The 16824-nt window shown below is 32.2% G+C and carries 16 protein-coding genes; 4 read left to right on the forward strand and 12 right to left on the reverse strand.

Annotated elements, in window-relative coordinates; all coding sequences use genetic code 11:
- Positions 1-182: 182 nt before the first annotated feature.
- Complete coding sequence (bcp, locus tag ACM55I_RS08580; RefSeq protein ID WP_416846355.1) at positions 183-635, reverse strand: thioredoxin-dependent thiol peroxidase; 453 nt, start codon at positions 633-635, stop codon at positions 183-185.
- An 89-nt stretch (positions 636-724) separates the two neighbouring features.
- Here bcp and ACM55I_RS08585 point away from each other — a divergent pair, with 89 nt between their 5' ends.
- Positions 725-1390, forward strand: a complete 666-nt coding sequence (locus ACM55I_RS08585) for an endonuclease III domain-containing protein (RefSeq protein ID WP_416846356.1) — start codon at positions 725-727, stop codon at positions 1388-1390.
- Between the two features lie 110 nt (positions 1391-1500).
- Here ACM55I_RS08585 and ACM55I_RS08590 read toward each other — a convergent pair whose 3' ends face one another.
- Positions 1501-1644 carry a hypothetical protein gene (locus tag ACM55I_RS08590; protein ID WP_416846357.1) on the reverse strand — a complete coding sequence of 48 codons (144 nt, stop codon included), beginning with the start codon at positions 1642-1644 and terminating at the stop codon, positions 1501-1503.
- Between the two features lie 51 nt (positions 1645-1695).
- Positions 1696-2280 (reverse strand): RNA polymerase sigma factor, encoded by a 585-nt coding sequence (locus ACM55I_RS08595; protein WP_039107547.1) that lies wholly within the window; start codon positions 2278-2280, stop codon positions 1696-1698.
- Positions 2281-2710: 430 nt separating this feature from the next.
- Here ACM55I_RS08595 and uvrA point away from each other — a divergent pair, with 430 nt between their 5' ends.
- Entirely contained in the window at positions 2711-5509 is a 2799-nt protein-coding gene (gene uvrA, locus ACM55I_RS08600; RefSeq protein ID WP_416846358.1) for an excinuclease ABC subunit UvrA, read from the forward strand.
- 4 nt (positions 5510-5513) lie between these two features.
- Here the strand turns inward: uvrA and ACM55I_RS08605 are convergent, their stop codons facing one another.
- From ACM55I_RS08605 to ACM55I_RS08635, 7 genes are all read right to left on the reverse strand, one after another.
- Positions 5514-5813 (reverse strand): hypothetical protein, encoded by a 300-nt coding sequence (locus tag ACM55I_RS08605; RefSeq protein ID WP_039107543.1) that lies wholly within the window; start codon positions 5811-5813, stop codon positions 5514-5516.
- 493 nt (positions 5814-6306) lie between these two features.
- The gene (locus ACM55I_RS08610; RefSeq protein WP_416846359.1) at positions 6307-7776 is read right to left on the reverse strand and encodes a lipopolysaccharide biosynthesis protein; all 1470 of its coding nucleotides are present in this window, start codon (positions 7774-7776) and stop codon (positions 6307-6309) included.
- Positions 7777-7818: 42 nt separating this feature from the next.
- Entirely contained in the window at positions 7819-9102 is a 1284-nt protein-coding gene (locus ACM55I_RS08615; protein ID WP_416846360.1) for a glycosyltransferase family 4 protein, read from the reverse strand.
- Positions 9103-9178: 76 nt separating this feature from the next.
- Positions 9179-9643 (reverse strand): hypothetical protein, encoded by a 465-nt coding sequence (locus ACM55I_RS08620; RefSeq protein WP_416846361.1) that lies wholly within the window; start codon positions 9641-9643, stop codon positions 9179-9181.
- Positions 9643-9801, reverse strand: a complete 159-nt coding sequence (locus ACM55I_RS08625) for a hypothetical protein (protein WP_416846362.1) — start codon at positions 9799-9801, stop codon at positions 9643-9645. The genes ACM55I_RS08620 and ACM55I_RS08625 overlap by 1 nt, the downstream gene beginning before the upstream one ends.
- 52 nt (positions 9802-9853) lie before the next feature.
- Positions 9854-12271, reverse strand: a complete 2418-nt coding sequence (locus ACM55I_RS08630; RefSeq protein WP_416846363.1) for a YfhO family protein — start codon at positions 12269-12271, stop codon at positions 9854-9856.
- A gap of 49 nt (positions 12272-12320) precedes the next feature.
- Positions 12321-12602, reverse strand: coding sequence for a DUF4834 family protein (locus ACM55I_RS08635; protein ID WP_035670903.1), 282 nt, complete (start codon positions 12600-12602; stop codon positions 12321-12323).
- Positions 12603-12724: 122 nt separating this feature from the next.
- Between ACM55I_RS08635 and ACM55I_RS08640 the strand changes: the two genes are divergently transcribed.
- Positions 12725-13690 carry a transporter gene (locus ACM55I_RS08640; RefSeq protein ID WP_416846364.1) on the forward strand — a complete coding sequence of 322 codons (966 nt, stop codon included), beginning with the start codon at positions 12725-12727 and terminating at the stop codon, positions 13688-13690.
- A gap of 8 nt (positions 13691-13698) precedes the next feature.
- On the forward strand, positions 13699-14817 hold the full coding sequence (locus ACM55I_RS08645; protein WP_416846365.1) for a GTP cyclohydrolase: 1119 nt from the start codon (positions 13699-13701) through the stop codon (positions 14815-14817).
- Positions 14818-14907: 90 nt separating this feature from the next.
- Here the strand turns inward: ACM55I_RS08645 and ACM55I_RS08650 are convergent, their stop codons facing one another.
- Together ACM55I_RS08650 and ACM55I_RS08655 are read right to left on the reverse strand one after the other, a co-directional pair.
- Positions 14908-15381, reverse strand: coding sequence for a hypothetical protein (locus ACM55I_RS08650; RefSeq protein ID WP_416846366.1), 474 nt, complete (start codon positions 15379-15381; stop codon positions 14908-14910).
- A gap of 120 nt (positions 15382-15501) precedes the next feature.
- The gene (locus ACM55I_RS08655; RefSeq protein ID WP_416846367.1) at positions 15502-16764 is read right to left on the reverse strand and encodes an aminotransferase class I/II-fold pyridoxal phosphate-dependent enzyme; all 1263 of its coding nucleotides are present in this window, start codon (positions 16762-16764) and stop codon (positions 15502-15504) included.
- Positions 16765-16824: the final 60 nt, after the last annotated feature.

Genomic DNA, 16824 nt, shown 5'->3' on the forward strand with positions numbered 1-16824 from the left:
TCTCTAACAATTTGAAGCTTTAAAGACATACTGTAATCGCGTTGGGTGCGTTTTACATAATTTATGTTTTCTTCCATAACGATCTTTTTTGTGTATCGCTATTTCAGGACGGGACATCTTAATAAATAAAAAAGCCGAGGAAGTATTAAACTTCCTCGGCTTTTTTTATGAAATATGAAAGCTTATTTTAATATCTGAGCAGCATGTGCTTTGGTTTTAACATCAGAGATTACCTCATCGATAATGCCGTTTTCATCAATGACAAAAGTTGTTCTATGAATTCCGTCATATTCTTTTCCCATGAATTTTTTAGGTCCCCAAACTCCAAACGCCTGAATTACAGATTTATTTTCATCCGCCAATAATGGAAAAGGGAAATCATATTTCTCCTTGAACTTTGCTTGAGCTTTTTGCGGATCAGCACTTACGCCAAGTAGTTCATAATTATTCGCTTTGAAACGTTCAAAATTATCTCTTAAATCACAGGCTTCAGCGGTGCATCCTGGTGTATTCGCTTTTGGATAAAAGAAAACAACTAGTTTTTTCCCTTTATAATCAGCTAATTGATGTGATTTTCCATCTTGATCAAGAGCAGAAAAATCAGGTGCTTTATCTCCTTTTTTTAATGTAGTCATTATTTATATTTTTTATTTGTTTGAATTGAAATTGAATTTTGTTATTAAGATTGAAATTGTTTTTCTTTACAAATCAAATTTAATGAATAATGAATAAACAAGAACGTGTAACGTTTGTTATAAATACGTTAAAAGAATTATATCCAACGATTCCTATTCCGTTAGACCATAAGGATCCTTATACTTTACTGATTGCTGTTTTACTTTCGGCACAATGTACTGATGTTCGCGTGAATCAAATTACGCCTTTGCTTTTTGCGAAAGCTGATAATCCGTATGATATGATTAAAATGTCAGTGGAAGAAATTAAGGAAATCATACGACCTTGTGGCTTGTCACCAATGAAATCAAAGGGAATTCATGGTTTATCTCATATTTTAATTGACAAACACGGCGGGAAAGTACCTCAAAGTTTTGAATTTTTAGAAGAATTACCGGCTGTGGGACATAAAACGGCAAGTGTAGTCATGTCTCAGGCTTTTGGTGTTCCAGCTTTTCCTGTAGACACCCATATTCATCGATTAATGTATCGATGGAATTTGACTAATGGAAAAAATGTGGTTCAAACAGAAAAAGATGCTAAACGTATTTTTCCAGAGGAATTATGGAATGATCTGCATTTAGAAATCATTTGGTATGGTCGGGAATATTCGCCAGCACGAGGTTGGGATTTAGATAAAGATATTATCACCAAAACGATTGGAAGAAAATCAGTTTTAGATGATTATTATAAAAAGCATCCCGTTTCTAAATAAAAAATTGCACTAATTTTAAATAAAATTAGTGCAATTTAATAATTCAAGTACTAAAATTGTAGCTTAAATTTTTTCAATACAATAACATCCAATACCTAAATTGACTGTTTTTAATTCGCTATAATTTCGAAATTTTTATCTTCTATTTTTATTATGCTTAACGCTTTTGAATAATTCAATAAAAAAGAAACGATTTCTTTCTCGGGCTTCATCTTCTTAGTAACTAATGATTTTTTAGAGTAAATTTTTGCCATATTGTAATAAGTTTGTTTTTATATTACAACGGAGCAAGTTTCAATTTATTGTTAATTAGTCAAAACAATTTGATGTTTATCAATAACTTTCCTCATATTCATTAATGCATAACGCATTCTGCCCAAAGCAGTATTTATACTTACACCTGTTACCTCAGAAATTTCTTTAAAACTCATATCCTGATACATTCGCATGACCAAGACTTCTTTTTGGTCAATTGGAAGTTCTTCGATAAGTTTCTTCAAATCCATTTCGACTTGCTCTGCGATTAGCTTATTTTCTATTGTAAGAGAATCATCAGACATTATTGAAAAAATAGAAAATTCCTCTGTTTCTCTGAACATGGGCATTTTTTTTGTTTTTCGATAATGATCTACAATAAGATTATGAGAAATTCTCATTACCCACGGTAAAAACTTTCCTTCTTCATTATAAGAATTTGATTTTAAGGTTCTTATTACCTTAATAAAGGTATCTTGAAAAATATCATTCGAAATATCTCTATCGGAGATTTTTGAATATATAAAACCATAAATTTTTGATTCGTGTCTTTTGATTAATGAAGCTAAGGCATCTTCATTACCTGCAACATAATCCTGCACCAATAATGCGTCTGGAAGTTGTGTATTAGCCATAGTTATACTTTTTAGTTTTTAATTAAAATGGAGATTTTTCTCTAAAAAGTAGTTTTGTAGTATAGGCTAATGCTTAATTAGGGTTATTATATTCTTCAAATTTAGCAAATAATTATTTTAACAAGCAAATTAAATTAAGAAAAATTAACATCTCAAAAATAAAAATGTTAAAATATATATGCAGTTTTTACGTTGAAGGGGTAAAAGCAATGGTATTATCAGATAAAAGCTTGTTCTAATTAAAAAAATGCTATTTGAAAAATTAAAAAAATACAACTGAAAAAAATATTTAACAAGAAATTTAATAAATACAAAATGTCCTGAGAACAGCATTTCTTATTTCCCTCCATTAATAATCCTAAATTTGTGATTTGTTCAACCTCTTTTCTCCGATGAAAATTGATTACTTTTGTAAAAATTAATTGTTTTTATGCAAGTTGACCTTTCTAAATTAGATCCTAAGAAAAATATTATTATAAAAGGCGCACAAGTACATAACTTAAAAAATGTAGATGTTGCGATTCCTCGAAATAAATTAGTTGTTATAACAGGACTTTCCGGATCAGGGAAATCAAGTCTGGCATTTGATACTTTATATGCCGAAGGACAACGCCGTTATGTAGAAAGTTTATCATCATATGCTCGACAATTTCTTGGTCGGTTAGACAAACCAAAAGTGGAATACATCAAAGGAATTGCTCCTGCAATTGCTATTGAACAAAAAGTAAACACAACAAATGCACGTTCTACAGTAGGAACTTCAACAGAAATTTACGATTATATAAAATTATTATTTGCTAGAATTGGGCGCACTTATTCTCCAGTTTCTGGTCGAGAAGTGAAGAAAAATACGGTAACCGATGTGGTAAACGATGTGAAAAAATTTGACATTGACAGCAAATGGTTACTACTTGCTCCTATCCATCTGGAAGAAGGCCGAAAACTGGAAGACAAACTAAAAGTGCTTTTACAACAAGGTTTTGCCAGGATTCAAGTTAATAATGAAATGGTCCGTTTAGATGAAATCGACCAACATTCTTTAGACAATAAAGACATAAAGCTCATTATTGATCGAATTGTTGTCAATCCCGAAACTTCGGGAGAAGAAGAATTCTACAATCGATTGGCTGACGCTGTTCAAACCGCTTTTTTTGAAGGAAAAGGAATTTGTTATTTGCAAGAATTAAATTCGGATAAAAGGTTTTCTTATTCTAATAATTTCGAATTGGACGGAATTACTTTCTTAGAACCTAATGTACATTTATTCAGTTTTAACAATCCTTATGGTGCTTGTCCTGTATGTGAAGGATACGGAAATATAATAGGAATTGATGCCGAATTAGTAGTGCCAAATACGACTTTATCCATATTTGAGAATGCTATTTTCCCATGGAGAGGCGAAAGTATGAGCTGGTTTAGAGATGAATTAGTAAACAACGCTTACAAATTTGACTTTCCTATTCACAAACCTTTTTATCAATTATCCGAAGATCAAAAAGAATTGATTTGGAATGGAAATACCTATTTTCAAGGCCTGAATGATTTCTTTAAGGAATTGGAAGAAAAAAATTATAAGATTCAAAACCGTGTGATGCTTTCTCGTTACCGTGGAAAAACCAAATGCCATTCCTGCAAAGGAAAACGCTTGCGAATAGAAGCTTCTTACGTGAAAATTAATGATAAAACTGTTTCTGATTTAGTTGATTTACCTATTAAGCATTTGGTTGCTTTTTTTGAAAGTATTGCTTTAGATGTTTACGAAAAGCAAATTGCAAAACGACTATTATTGGAAATTAATAATAGATTATCATTTTTAACCGAAGTTGGTTTAGATTATCTTACCTTAAATAGAAATTCAGCAACACTTTCCGGTGGAGAATCTCAACGTATCAATTTAGCAACCTCATTAGGAAGCAGCTTGGTTGGATCCATGTATATACTGGACGAACCCAGCATTGGTTTACACCCAAAAGACACAGAACGTCTCATAAAAGTATTAGTATCATTACGCGATTTAGGTAATACTGTTATTGTAGTAGAACATGACGAAGATATCATGAAAGCAGCCGATATGATTATCGATATTGGTCCTGAAGCGGGGACTTTAGGTGGAAATTTAGTTGCTCAGGGTACTTATGATGAAATCCTAAAATCAACTTCACTTACAGCAAAATATCTGAATGGCGATTTAGAAATTACTGTTCCAAAAAAACGAAGACCTTTCAAGAATTTTATAGAAATAAAAGGCGCCAGAGAAAACAATCTGCAAAATATTGATGTTACTTTTCCTTTGGACGTATTGACAGTTATTACAGGAGTTTCTGGAAGTGGAAAAAGCACGCTTGTAAAGAAAATTTTGTTTCCTGCTATGCAAAAAAAACTGGAAAATACAGGCGAAAAAGCGGGTCAATTTACGGAAATGACAGGTTCATTTTCACAAATCAAACATATTGAATACGTAGACCAAAACCCAATTGGAAGAAGTTCTCGTTCTAATCCGGTGACTTATATCAAAGCTTATGATGACATCAGAGAATTGTACGCTAAGGAAAAATTATCCAAAATAAGGGGATATCAGGCCAAACATTTTTCTTTTAATGTTGATGGTGGAAGATGTGAAACCTGCAAAGGAGAAGGTTCTATAAATGTTGAAATGGTTTTCATGGCTGATGTTCAATTACCTTGTGAAACCTGTAATGGAAAACGCTTTAAGAAAGAAGTCTTAGAAGTAGCTTTTGAAGGCAAAAATATAAACGATATTCTTACTATGACTATAGATGATGCAATAGCATTTTTTATCGCCAATAAGCAAGCCAAAATCACTCAAAAGCTACAACCGTTGCAAGATGTTGGATTGGGATATGTACAACTAGGACAATCTTCTTCTACATTATCAGGTGGTGAGGCACAACGAATAAAACTGGCTTCATTCCTAGTAAAAGGAGCTACAAAAGACAAGGCGCTTTTTGTATTTGACGAACCTACGACAGGATTGCATTTTCATGACATCAAGAAACTATTGGCTTCATTTGATGCTTTAATAGACAAAGGACATTCGATAATTGTGATTGAGCACAACCTTGACCTTATAAAATGTGCAGACTGGATTATTGATTTAGGTCCCGAAGGAGGAGAAAATGGAGGCAAATTATTAGCAGTGGGAACTCCTGAAGAAATTGTAAAAATAAAAAAATCAATTACTGGAAAATACCTAAAGGATAAATTATAAAAATCTATTCTGAATAGCATTTTTCTTCAAAGGTATTTCCATCCTCATCGATGGCAATCAATATCTTTTTTTCTTTAGAAGCTACATAGGTTAAATAAACCCAAGCTACAGACCATAATCCTAATGTCAGACAAAAAAGTAAAAAATTGAAAGTATGATCTACTTCTTTTCCTCCTTTTGATAAAATCGCAAAAGGTAATTTATCATTTCTTTCTGTAATAATAAATCCATTATGAATTTTATTAGCAATGATATTTGAAAATTTTTGTAAATTTTCTTCGTTAGTCATGTGGTTAATTTTCATAATTTCTGTTTTTATTCTTAGCCAATTAATCCTAATTTACTCCAATTAATTAAATTCAAAATTAGGAGTTCAATCTAATTTGCACAATACCCACTTTTGGTGATATTTGCCCAAAACTAGACACTTAAAATCTCATACTCTAACTATCAAAATACACTACAAATGTATTTTTAAAAAAGTGCTAAAACATTACAAAATAATTGGATAAACTTATAAAATTTACAGTATTAAAACCAAAACCTTTTCTAAACTAGAAGATTAGAAACATGACTGTATTATAGGAAATGGAAAATTTGCAATAAATGGATTAAAAAGGAGAAAATATAATTGAAGCATAAATTAGGTTATACTTGAAAAAAAAAAATTCCTTTTAGTATTCAAACAATTACTTCAGTAAAAGTACCTTTCTTTTACTTTGTTTATTTATTACAAACGGAGTAGTATTTCAGGGATCGAATCGTTCATTTTAGAGCAAAAAGAACTCTTAATCTTATTATATATTTATTTTCAACTTTTTCAAAACAGTATCAAGAACTTGATTTATTTCAGTTGAAACAACAAATTTATAATTAAGATATACGTATAAAATAGTTACCAAAATAGATTTTAATCCAATAGCAATTATTGGATTTAAAGGAAATTCCCAAAAATAAAACAACAAGAACAAAACAAAAGTAATTGCCATAGAATGTAATGTTTGGTCTGTGAAAGGAAACAGATCCAAACGTTTGACTACAAAAAGCAATTTGGCTAAACTGTACAAAGTGATTGACAATAAAGTGGCAAAAGCCGATCCGATAATTCCATATATTGGAATAAAAATCATGTTCAATCCTATTGTCAAAATCACTAAAAAAACTCCTAAAAATAGGACTGCCCTATAGTATTTGGTATTAAATATTATTGCATTATTATTGCCCAACATCAAATCAAAATATTTAGAAATTCCAATCATAAAAACGACCAAAATACCGCCACTATATTCTTTTGGCACCATTTCATACAATTGATTGATATTTACAAAAATGCATAACATTACAAAACCACCCACAATTTGCAAATTGATTGATGTTTTTTTATATAAGCTATTTAGTTCGTCGTGTTTATTCTCGTGCATTAACTTTGCAGTAATGGGATAAACAATTTGATGCATGGCACGACTTGGAACTGATATAACCAAAGCTATATAAGTAGCAACCGAATAATAAGCAATATTCTCGATCTTCATGTATTGGTTCAAAATAATTTTATCGCCATCCAAAAGTAAATTGGCAACACTTCCGGATAAAATAATATAAAAAGTGTACTCCATTATCCCTTTTACATTGTGTGGAATCGAGAATTGAAAAACAGGCTTCTTTATATAAAATGCATATAGCATTGTAATAATAAAAGCTAAGAAATAAAGACCGGCAGTAATATATACAAAGTCAACAACCGTTATCCAATGAAAGTAAACTCCAATCAATATAAATAAAGAAAATAAACGCAGACCAACTTCCTTGATAAAATTCCCAAAAACAGAAAACATATGCACTCTTGCCCAAGCATAAAATATTTCAAAATAAGCCATGCACAATCCTGTAAACGGAATAAGCCAAATAAAATCTTTCACGACAGCATTTTTCTTAGAAATAAAAAATGAAATCTCATCAAAGAAAAAGAATCCAATTATTCCTAAAGGAATACACATTAATAATGGGAATAATATTGTAAAAGACAGAAACTGTGATCGCTCCTCTTCGGTTTCGTATTGCGCATAAAATTTCACAAGAGTGTTTTGCATACCAATCGCAAATAAAGGCATAATAACATTTGCAGCCGAAAGAACATAATTCGTCAACGCATAATAGGTTGCTCCAAGAAAAACAGGATATAAATAAAGTGTATTTATTGCCCCAATTCCAAAACCAATATAAGTTATTATTGTATTCTTTAAGGACTGATTTAATACTATTCCCATTTTAGGAGTTTAAGATTTAAAGTTGCAAAAAAGACTGCTCTTTTAATTAATCAATTGTGCTAATTCTTTGGTAAGATTCTTTCTGGAATATTTTTGTAAACCCACTCCATTCGATTGTAATTTTCCTGCCAAAAACTGATTATAAAAGTCCAAAATTACACTTTTTAGCTTCACTTTCTCAGAATAATCAAAAAACACACCTGTATTGGTTTCAGTTATGATTTCGGCAAAATCAGAACCGCTGGGACCAATCGCAATAATTGGTCTTCCAGAAACCATATATTCGAATAATTTTCCCGGTATAATGCTTTTCGTATCTTCAGAATCAATTTCAATAAGCAATAAAACCTGTGATTTTCTTTGATGTGCAATCGCATCCGCATGGGAAACGTAGCCTAAATTATTCAAATACGCATTTAATCCAAATTGTGAAAGGGTTTCTAATACTTCCTGACTTACTGCTCCAATTAATTTTATTTCTAAATGGGATTTAAAATCTGGAATTTCATCGAGCAATTCAACCAAACAATCCCATAGGATCAAAGGATTTCTTTCGGAAAGGAATGAACCAATATGCGCCAAACTAAATTTAGAATCTAAAGTTTGTTTTTCAACATTCTCCGCATCATAACCATTGGTTATAACAGTAATTGGTTTCGTTGTAATGGCTTCAAATTCAGTTTTGGTAGTTTTACTGGTTACTATAATCGTATCAGCAGCATTCAAAACCTGATGTTCTAATGTTTTGTGCTTTTTGGCTGCGTAATTAGACAATCGCAACGATTTATGGTACCCAATAGTGGTCCACGGATCCCTGAAATCAGCAAACCATTTTAGTTTTAATTTTTGTTTTAATTCTAATCCAATAAGATGCAAACTGTGCGGTGGTCCCGAAGTAACAATCATATCAATATTATTCTCCACAATATACTTCTCTAAATAAGCAACTGATGGTTTTACCCAAAAAACGCGGGCATCCGGAATAAAAAGATTCCCTCGTATCCAAAGAAAGGTTTTGTCAAGAAAACTTTGTTTCTTCTTATTGGGAATAATTCCCGAACTAATTTTTTTGGTTTTGTTTTTCGAAAGAAACGAAGCCAATTGATACGGTTCAAAAATGTTTTTTTTCAGAATAATCGCTTTATACGAAACTTCTTTTACTAAATTTTCATCGACGATTGGATACGTAGGATTCTCAGGAATATATACAATAGGTTGAATTCCAAAATCAGGTAGATATTTTACAAACTTAAGCCAACGTTGAACGCCTGGTCCTCCAGCCGGTGGCCAATAGTAGGTAATTATTAGGAGTTTCTTTTGTTCCAAGTTTAAGGTTTAGAAGTTTAGGGTTTAGAAGTTTAACTTAAAACTTCTGAAGTCGAAAATCGTCAATCAACAATCTTCAATCATTTTTTTTATTCAGTTTTTCCAACTCTTCAATATCTAAAATATCTTTAGGTCTGTTTGTAGCTTTTTTAGCTTTTATCAAATTATCATAATCTAAAAAATACACAGGAATTTCTTTCAAGATAACAATAGTTGAATTTTGAAGCAAACTATCAAATTTTTCATTTTCTAACCCCTTTATAGAAGTCATCACATCTAATCTCAAGCCATAAGAAATAGTGAAATCTGTAAATCCAGCAACAAATTGCATGGTTTCAAATGATGCAAAATCTCCAATTCCAATTGCTGCAAAAGCAAGACGAAGATTTTTTCTGTTTTCAATCGTATCGTCAATCAATATATCAATATCCCCAGTATTTCTGGTATAACCATAAATATTTACTGCCAATCCACCAATGGTTAGATAACGAACATTATTTTCGTTGAGTTTTTCCCAAATATCTAAAATTTCTTGAAGCATTATTTTTTCTGAATAATTCTTGGCGCAGTTTTTAAGGCATACGAAATCTCAACCAAAGCCATAAATCTTTCTATTCTATCAGAGTACAACTTTTGTAAATCAGAAGTTTCAATTTCTTTTTGTATCAATCTATTTTCCTTTTTATATAAAGATTTCATATTCAAATGTACAATTTTAGAAAAACATTTCGACTAATTCTTATATTCTATTCTAATTTGCTTGCTTTCTTCTTTCGAAATAAATTCCACCAATTAAAAGTAACAGCATTCCTATTGAGCTAAAAAGTGCAATTGTACTTCCTGTTTTTATAACTTGTGGTTCAAACTTGAATTCAACAGAATGCTTTCCTGCAGGAATAACAAGTGCTCGTAAGGTATAATCAGCTCGTATATGAGGAGTTACTTTACCATCGATATATGCATTCCAACCTTTTTCATAATAAATTTCAGAGAAAACGGCTAAGCCTCCATTTCCATTATTCGAAGTATATTTTAAATCATTGGGTTTGTATGAATCCAAAGTTATTGTAGCTAAACTGTCTTTGGCGAAAGCCTTATTTTTAATTTCAAATTCTTTTTGATTGACCACTGCCACATTTTTAGAATCTAATTTATCCAATGCTTTCATTTCTTCATCAGTAGAAGGGACTAATTTTACCTGACTTACAAACCAAGCGTTTCCATTAGTATTTGGATTTTGAGTTGGGATAGAATTGCCTGTGGTATCTTTTTGAATTACATACTTAACATTAAGCATATTAAGAATTTCCATATTGTTTTTTGCAATTTGGTAATCAATTAATTGCTGCATTCTTTGAGGCCTTACGGCACTATAACCGCCTATTGACTTATGGAAATAAGAAGTTCGAGCACCTAATAAATCACCTACTTCAAAAACTCTGTAATTAGTAGTATCTTTTAGAATTTGGGCATCAGCAGGTGTTTCCTGAAAAGGTACTTCTACTTCTCTTCCGTTGACAAAATCTTTACCTGAAACATATTTTTTATCGACAAAGAATAAATCGAAAATCATTAGAAGTCCTACCAAAATTATAGCCGTATTCTGAGCGAATCTATTTTTTATAAACAACCATAAAACACCTGCTGATAGCAAAATAAAGAAACCAGAACGCAATAAATCTGCTGAATATAAACTCTTCCGATCTTCTTTAAGTGCGTTAATAAAATCTGGCCCATAATTTTGTAAATAATACTCGTCACTACCACCTGAAAAACTAAACAGGCTTTTACACAAGAACAAGATCAAAATCACTCCCAAACTAAAAACGCCAGTTTCTAATAATGCTTTTTCCTGCTGTTTTGGAATCGTTTTATCTAATTTGAAAAAAGATTGTAATCCCATAATAGCAAGAACCGGAAAGCACAACTCTAAAACTACTTGTATCGAGGAAACTGCTCTAAACTTATCATACATGGGAACATGATCAATAAAAAAGTCCGTCAAAGCAGGAAAATTTTTACCCCAAGAAAGCACTAATGCCACAAGTGCTCCCGAAAGAAATACATATTTAATTCTTCGTTTGTCTATAAACAAAGCTAAGATTCCTAAAAAGAATACTACAGCTCCAATATATGCAGGCGCAGCAACAATAGGTTGATCACCCCAATAGGTTGGCATTCCTGAAACAAAATCGTTCGCCTGTGCTTCGGGTACACCTTTACCGATCATGAAGTTATACATTTCGCTATCTTGGCCTAACGCTTCATGATTTGACCCCCCAAAAAGTCTTGGAGCAATCAGATTGAAACTTTCGGCTATCCCATAACTGTATTCTGTGATATAATCATGCGTCATCGCACTATTGCTGGTCGTTTTTGACCCGTCAGGATTAAAGGTTAATTCGCTTTTACCTCGAATACTAAAATTAGTATACTCGGCTGTAGCCAATAAATTAGTCGCATTGGCACCCAAAGCAAAAATTCCGGCAACCGCCAAAACACCAAAAGAATACAACAGTGATTTATATTCCTTCTCTTTTATTGCCTGATAAATAAAATAACCTGAAAGGATTAATAAGAAAATCAACAAATAATACGTCATTTGAAAGTGGTTGGCATTAATTTCTAATGCCACAGCAAACATGGTCAGCAAACCTCCTGAAATGTATTTTTTTCGAAAAACTAAAATAAAACCGGCAATAACGAGCGGCATATAAGCAATAGCATGCGCTTTCGCATTATGCCCAACACCAAGTATAATGATCAAATAAGTAGAAAAACCAAAAGCCAATGCACCGAAAAAAGCTTTCAAAGGGTCAATTTTTAGCACTAACATTAACCCATAAAAACCAAGAAAGTAAAGGAATAAATAATCAGCAGGACGAGGTAAAAGTCGTAAGGCATCATCAATTTTCCCAATATAATCATGAGGATAATTAGCACCAAGCTGATAGGTTGGCATTCCTCCAAAAGCTGAATTTGTCCAATAAGGTTCCACATGATCTGAGGCTCTAAAATCGTTTTGCTCCTTTGCCATTCCGGTGTATTGAGCAATATCCGATTGGGAAATTTGTTTTCCTTGCAATACAGGATAAAAATAGATTAGAGATGTGAGCACAAAGCCAAATATGGCCAACGCATGCGGATAGAACTTATTTATTATTTTCAATTTTTGAAAGTTTGGTTTAAAGTATTGAGATCTTAGTTTTACGGCAAATTTAATCTATTTCTTCGTAATCGACATAATCTCCTACTTTTTTGGTTTCACGAGGATTTTTGGCATTCGCAGCATTGTAAATCACTTCGTCTTTACTTTGCGTAGTTTTCCAAGAATTATCCTGTGAATATTGTTGTTGCTGTTGAAAATTTTGTCCCGCTTTCTCCACTACTTTCTTAACTAATAAAGGCAAGAATAACTTTGCCAAAAATTTAAAAATGTAATAGAAAGCCAGAATATAAAATATCGTTTCTATAAAACCTGTAAAAGAAGCTGTTTGCATAATCAAATATTTTTTGCAAAATTAACAAATCCACCATTCAAAATTAAAATATCATTCTTAAATAAATAATAAAATATAGTACATTTGAAAAGCGTTATTACTTTTTAACTCAAAAAAATAATATGTTCAAAATCAAAATCTTATTTTTAGCTGCCCTTTTTATGATTCCGAGTATTCATTATGGACAACATACGGATCAAATCAACTCTAACAGACCTGGCGAAACCATGTCCGCTTTTGCAGTTGGAAAATCAGTAATCCAAATAGAAACAGGCATTTATGGAATCAAAGAAAAACATAATTTATTGAATTATGACGCCAACGGTTTTGGGATTGATGCGACAATACGGTATGGATTGTTCATGGAAAAATTAGAATTGATCGCTGATTTACAATATCAAAACGAGAAATTTACCACGTTATTCAATAACTCCAATCGATCAGCGCTAAAGCAAACCGTTTTAGGAGCCAAATATCTAATTTACGATCCATTTAAAAATTACGAAAAAAAGATAAATATTTACAGTTGGAAAGCCAATCGCGCTTTCAATTGGCATCAATTAATTCCTGCTGTTTCCGTATTTGCGGGAGCAAATTTTACCATGGCAGACAATCCCTATTATTTTTCTCCAAAATCCAGTATATCCCCAAAAATCATGTTGATTACACAAAACCATTTGGGAGACGGAAAATGGGTTTTTGTAACCAATATCATAGCCGATTACATTTCGACTGATTATCCCAGTTATGGCTACGTATTAACCTTAACAAGAGGATTCAATGACAAATGGTCCGGTTTTGTAGAAAATCAAGGCTTCAAAAGTGATTTTTACAGCGATGCCATTGTTCGCGGAGGCGCTGCTTATTTACTCAACAAAGACATGCAAATCGATGCTTCAATAAGTACAAATTTCAAAGAGACTCCTTCTATTCTTTATGGTGGAGTTGGTTTTTCCTGGCGCTATGATGCTAATTATCAAGAAGTACGAATGAGCATTGACAGTGGAGACAATAAAAAATCAAAAGCAGTAAAAAAAGCAGAAAAGAAAAATAAAAAACGCAAAGACGAAATAGAAAACACGCAATAAAAAGAATAATGATTACAATACAAGAAGCTAAAACAAAAAAGGAGTTAACGGATTATATCAAATTCCCTTTTTCCCTATACAAAAACAATAAATACTGGGTCCCACCAATCATTGCTGATGAATTGGAATCTTTTGACAAAACTAAAAATCCTGCTTTCGAAAATGCCGAAGCCTACTTTTATATCGCCTACAAAGACAACGAAATTGTAGGCCGAATTGCGGCTATAATCAATTGGAGTGAAGTGAATGATCAGCACAAAAAGAAAGTCCGTTTTGGTTGGTTTGATGTCATTGATGATATTGAAGTGACGAAAGCGCTTTTAGAAAAGGTATCTGAATTAGGTCGAAAAAATAATCTAGAACATGTTGAAGGTCCTATGGGATTCTCAAATTTAGATAAAGTTGGCGTTTTGACGGACGGTTTTGACGAAATAGGAACCATGATTACCTGGTACAACCATCCGTATTATGCCAGTCATTTTGAGCAATTGGGGTATCGTGTAGAAAAAGAATATTTAGAAAGTAAATTTCCTTTCGAAAACGTAAAACCAGAGTTTTTTGAAAAGGCAAATGATTTGGTAAAAAGAAGGTACCAATTAAGTCCGCTTAATTTCAAAACTACCAAAGAAGTAATGCCTCATGTAGATAAAATGTTTGACTTATTCAACGAATCCTACGCTTCTTTATCGTCTTTTGTAGCCATTTCAGACACCCAAAAAGAGTATTTCAAGAAAAAATACATCAGTTTCATCAATCCCGAATTCATCAAATTTGTGGAAGACAAAGACCATAATATTGTTGCTTTTAGCATTGTGATGCCTTCTTTTTCGGAAGCATTGCAAAAATCAAAAGGGAAATTATTCCCATTTGGATTTCTGCATTTGCTGAAAGCTAAAAAACAAAGTAAAGATGTGCTTTTCTATCTTATTGGTGTTCTCCCGGAATACCAAAACAAGGCAGTTACAGCAATAATTTTTAAAGAATATTATGAAACCTTCAAAGAAAAAGGCATTCTTAATTGCTTCAGAACTCCTGAATTAGCTGACAATCTGGCTATTCACAACCTATGGAAACATTTTAATCCTGAAGTTCATAAACGAAGATGTACTTTTCTAAAGAATTTGTAGTATTTTAGATACTGTACTAAAACTAAAAAAATCCATTAGCTTAGGTTATGGATTTTTTTAGTTTTAAATAGTTTTGCTTTAAAAGATACGCTACATTTTACAATCTACTTTTGACAAAACGATGTTCCCTTCAAATTTTAATTGTTTCGCATCTTTAAAAGTTACTTTTCCCTTATTATCATCTACAACATCACCAAAGCCTTCAACATAAGTATTCCCTTTTTTCAAGAAAACAACTTGACGAACTGTGGCAAGACCTTCGGACATAAAAGCATAGTCAGCAAAAAGCGTATCCCCTTTTATTTTCCCAACTAATGTTCCAAAGCTTTTATCTTTCTCATAGAAATTATAACTCAATTTCCCTGAAGTCAATTGACCTCCCTTTATATTCAAAGTCATTGTAATTGTATCCTTTTTTATAATTGCGCTGTAACATTCTTCCGAAACAAGCTCTTCTACAACTATTTCTTCTGGTGCAATTGGCGTTTCTTCTATTTTATTTTCTTTCTTACAAGAGATAAAAACACTCATAAAAACGACACCTAATACAATTACTTTTTTCATAAACTTTAAATTTTAAGTTGCATAAATATACTCTTTATTGGTCAGATAGATTTAAAAAAAAATCCATCAACAAAAGCTGATGGATTTTTTATAAACTAAAAATTGCAATAATTTTAAAAACTAAGCATCTAAATCAACTGTAGTTCGTGCTGCAATTTCTTTATAAGTTCCGTTTACTAATTTCTCACGAATCGCTTCAAAAGCCGTTAGTGTTTCGTCAATATCTGACAAAGTGTGAGGTGCAGTAGGAATAACACGCAATAAAATCATGCCTTTTGGAATTACCGGATAAATTACTATTGACAAGAAAATACCATAATTCTCTCTTAAGTCATTCACCATCACCATCGCTTCTGGCACACTTCCTTCCAAGTAAACTGGTGTAACACAAGTATTCGTATCACCAATATTAAATCCTTTACTTCTCAAACCACCTTGCAAAGCATTTACATTTTCCCATAATTTGTCTTTCAATCCTGGGTTGTCACGCAACAATTGCAAACGTTTCAAAGAACCAATAGTTTGAATCATTGGCAATGCTTTCGCAAACATTTGAGAACGCAAATTGTATTTTAAATAATCGATAATATCTTTATCGGCAGCTACAAAAGCACCAATATTCGCCATTGATTTGGCAAAAGTTGAGAAATAAACATCAATTCCATCCTGACAACCTTGCTCCTCGCCTGCTCCAGCACCTGTTTTACCAAGTGTACCAAAACCGTGAGCATCATCGACTAAAAGACGGAAATTGTATTTCTTTTTCATTTCTACAATCTCTTTCAACTTTCCTTGTTGCCCACGCATCCCAAAAACACCTTCAGTAATAAAAAGGATTCCTCCCCCTTGTTCAGTAGCTAATTTTGTGGCACGTTGCAGGTTTTTCTCCATACTTTCAATGTCGTTGTGCTTGTAAGTAAAACGTTTTCCGCTATGCAAACGAACACCGTCAATAATACAAGCGTGTCCATCTACATCATACACAATAACGTCATTTCTAGTCACCAAAGCATCAATGATAGAAACCATTCCTTGGTAACCAAAATTCAATAAATAAGCCGATTCTTTCATTACAAAAGCAGCCAATTCATTCTCTAATTGTTCGTGATATTTAGTGTGACCTGACATCATACGAGCACCCATTGGAGCAGCTGCACCATATTCTAACGCTGCATCCGCATCTGCTTTACGCACTTCAGGGTGATTTGCAAGACCTAAATAGTCATTCAAACTCCAGTTCAAAACCTCTTTCCCTTGAAATTTCATTCTTGGTCCTAAATCTCCTTCTAATTTTGGAAATACAAAATATCCTTCTGCTTGTGAAGCCCATTTCCCTAATGGTCCTTTATTGTTTTGAATCCTTTCGAATAAATCTTTTACCATAATATATTAAGTAATAATTTTAATTTTAAGAAGTTGCAAAAATAATTATTTAAATTTTAT

The sequence above is a fragment of the Flavobacterium algoris genome (assembly GCF_048158525.1).
GTDB lineage: Bacteria > Bacteroidota > Bacteroidia > Flavobacteriales > Flavobacteriaceae > Flavobacterium > Flavobacterium algoris.

Bases quoted from the DNA above. Each gene is read 5' to 3' on its own strand.
- ACM55I_RS08595 (WP_039107547.1), bottom strand. From the start codon at position 2,280: ATGGCTAATACACAACTTCCAGACGCATTATTGGTGCAGGATTATGTT.
- ACM55I_RS08625 (WP_416846362.1), bottom strand. From the start codon at position 9,801: ATGAAATCTTTATATAAAAAGGAAAATAGATTGATACAAAAAGAAATT.
- ACM55I_RS08650 (WP_416846366.1), bottom strand. From the start codon at position 15,381: ATGAAAAAAGTAATTGTATTAGGTGTCGTTTTTATGAGTGTTTTTATC.
- ACM55I_RS08640 (WP_416846364.1), top strand. From the start codon at position 12,725: ATGTTCAAAATCAAAATCTTATTTTTAGCTGCCCTTTTTATGATTCCG.
- ACM55I_RS08645 (WP_416846365.1), top strand. From the start codon at position 13,699: ATGATTACAATACAAGAAGCTAAAACAAAAAAGGAGTTAACGGATTAT.
- ACM55I_RS08655 (WP_416846367.1), bottom strand. From the start codon at position 16,764: ATGGTAAAAGATTTATTCGAAAGGATTCAAAACAATAAAGGACCATTA.
- ACM55I_RS08605 (WP_039107543.1), bottom strand. From the start codon at position 5,813: ATGAAAATTAACCACATGACTAACGAAGAAAATTTACAAAAATTTTCA.
- ACM55I_RS08620 (WP_416846361.1), bottom strand. From the start codon at position 9,643: ATGCTTCAAGAAATTTTAGATATTTGGGAAAAACTCAACGAAAATAAT.
- ACM55I_RS08610 (WP_416846359.1), bottom strand. From the start codon at position 7,776: ATGGGAATAGTATTAAATCAGTCCTTAAAGAATACAATAATAACTTAT.
- bcp (WP_416846355.1), bottom strand. From the start codon at position 635: ATGACTACATTAAAAAAAGGAGATAAAGCACCTGATTTTTCTGCTCTT.
- uvrA (WP_416846358.1), top strand. From the start codon at position 2,711: ATGCAAGTTGACCTTTCTAAATTAGATCCTAAGAAAAATATTATTATA.
- ACM55I_RS08590 (WP_416846357.1), bottom strand. From the start codon at position 1,644: ATGGCAAAAATTTACTCTAAAAAATCATTAGTTACTAAGAAGATGAAG.
- ACM55I_RS08635 (WP_035670903.1), bottom strand. From the start codon at position 12,602: ATGCAAACAGCTTCTTTTACAGGTTTTATAGAAACGATATTTTATATT.
- ACM55I_RS08585 (WP_416846356.1), top strand. From the start codon at position 725: ATGAATAAACAAGAACGTGTAACGTTTGTTATAAATACGTTAAAAGAA.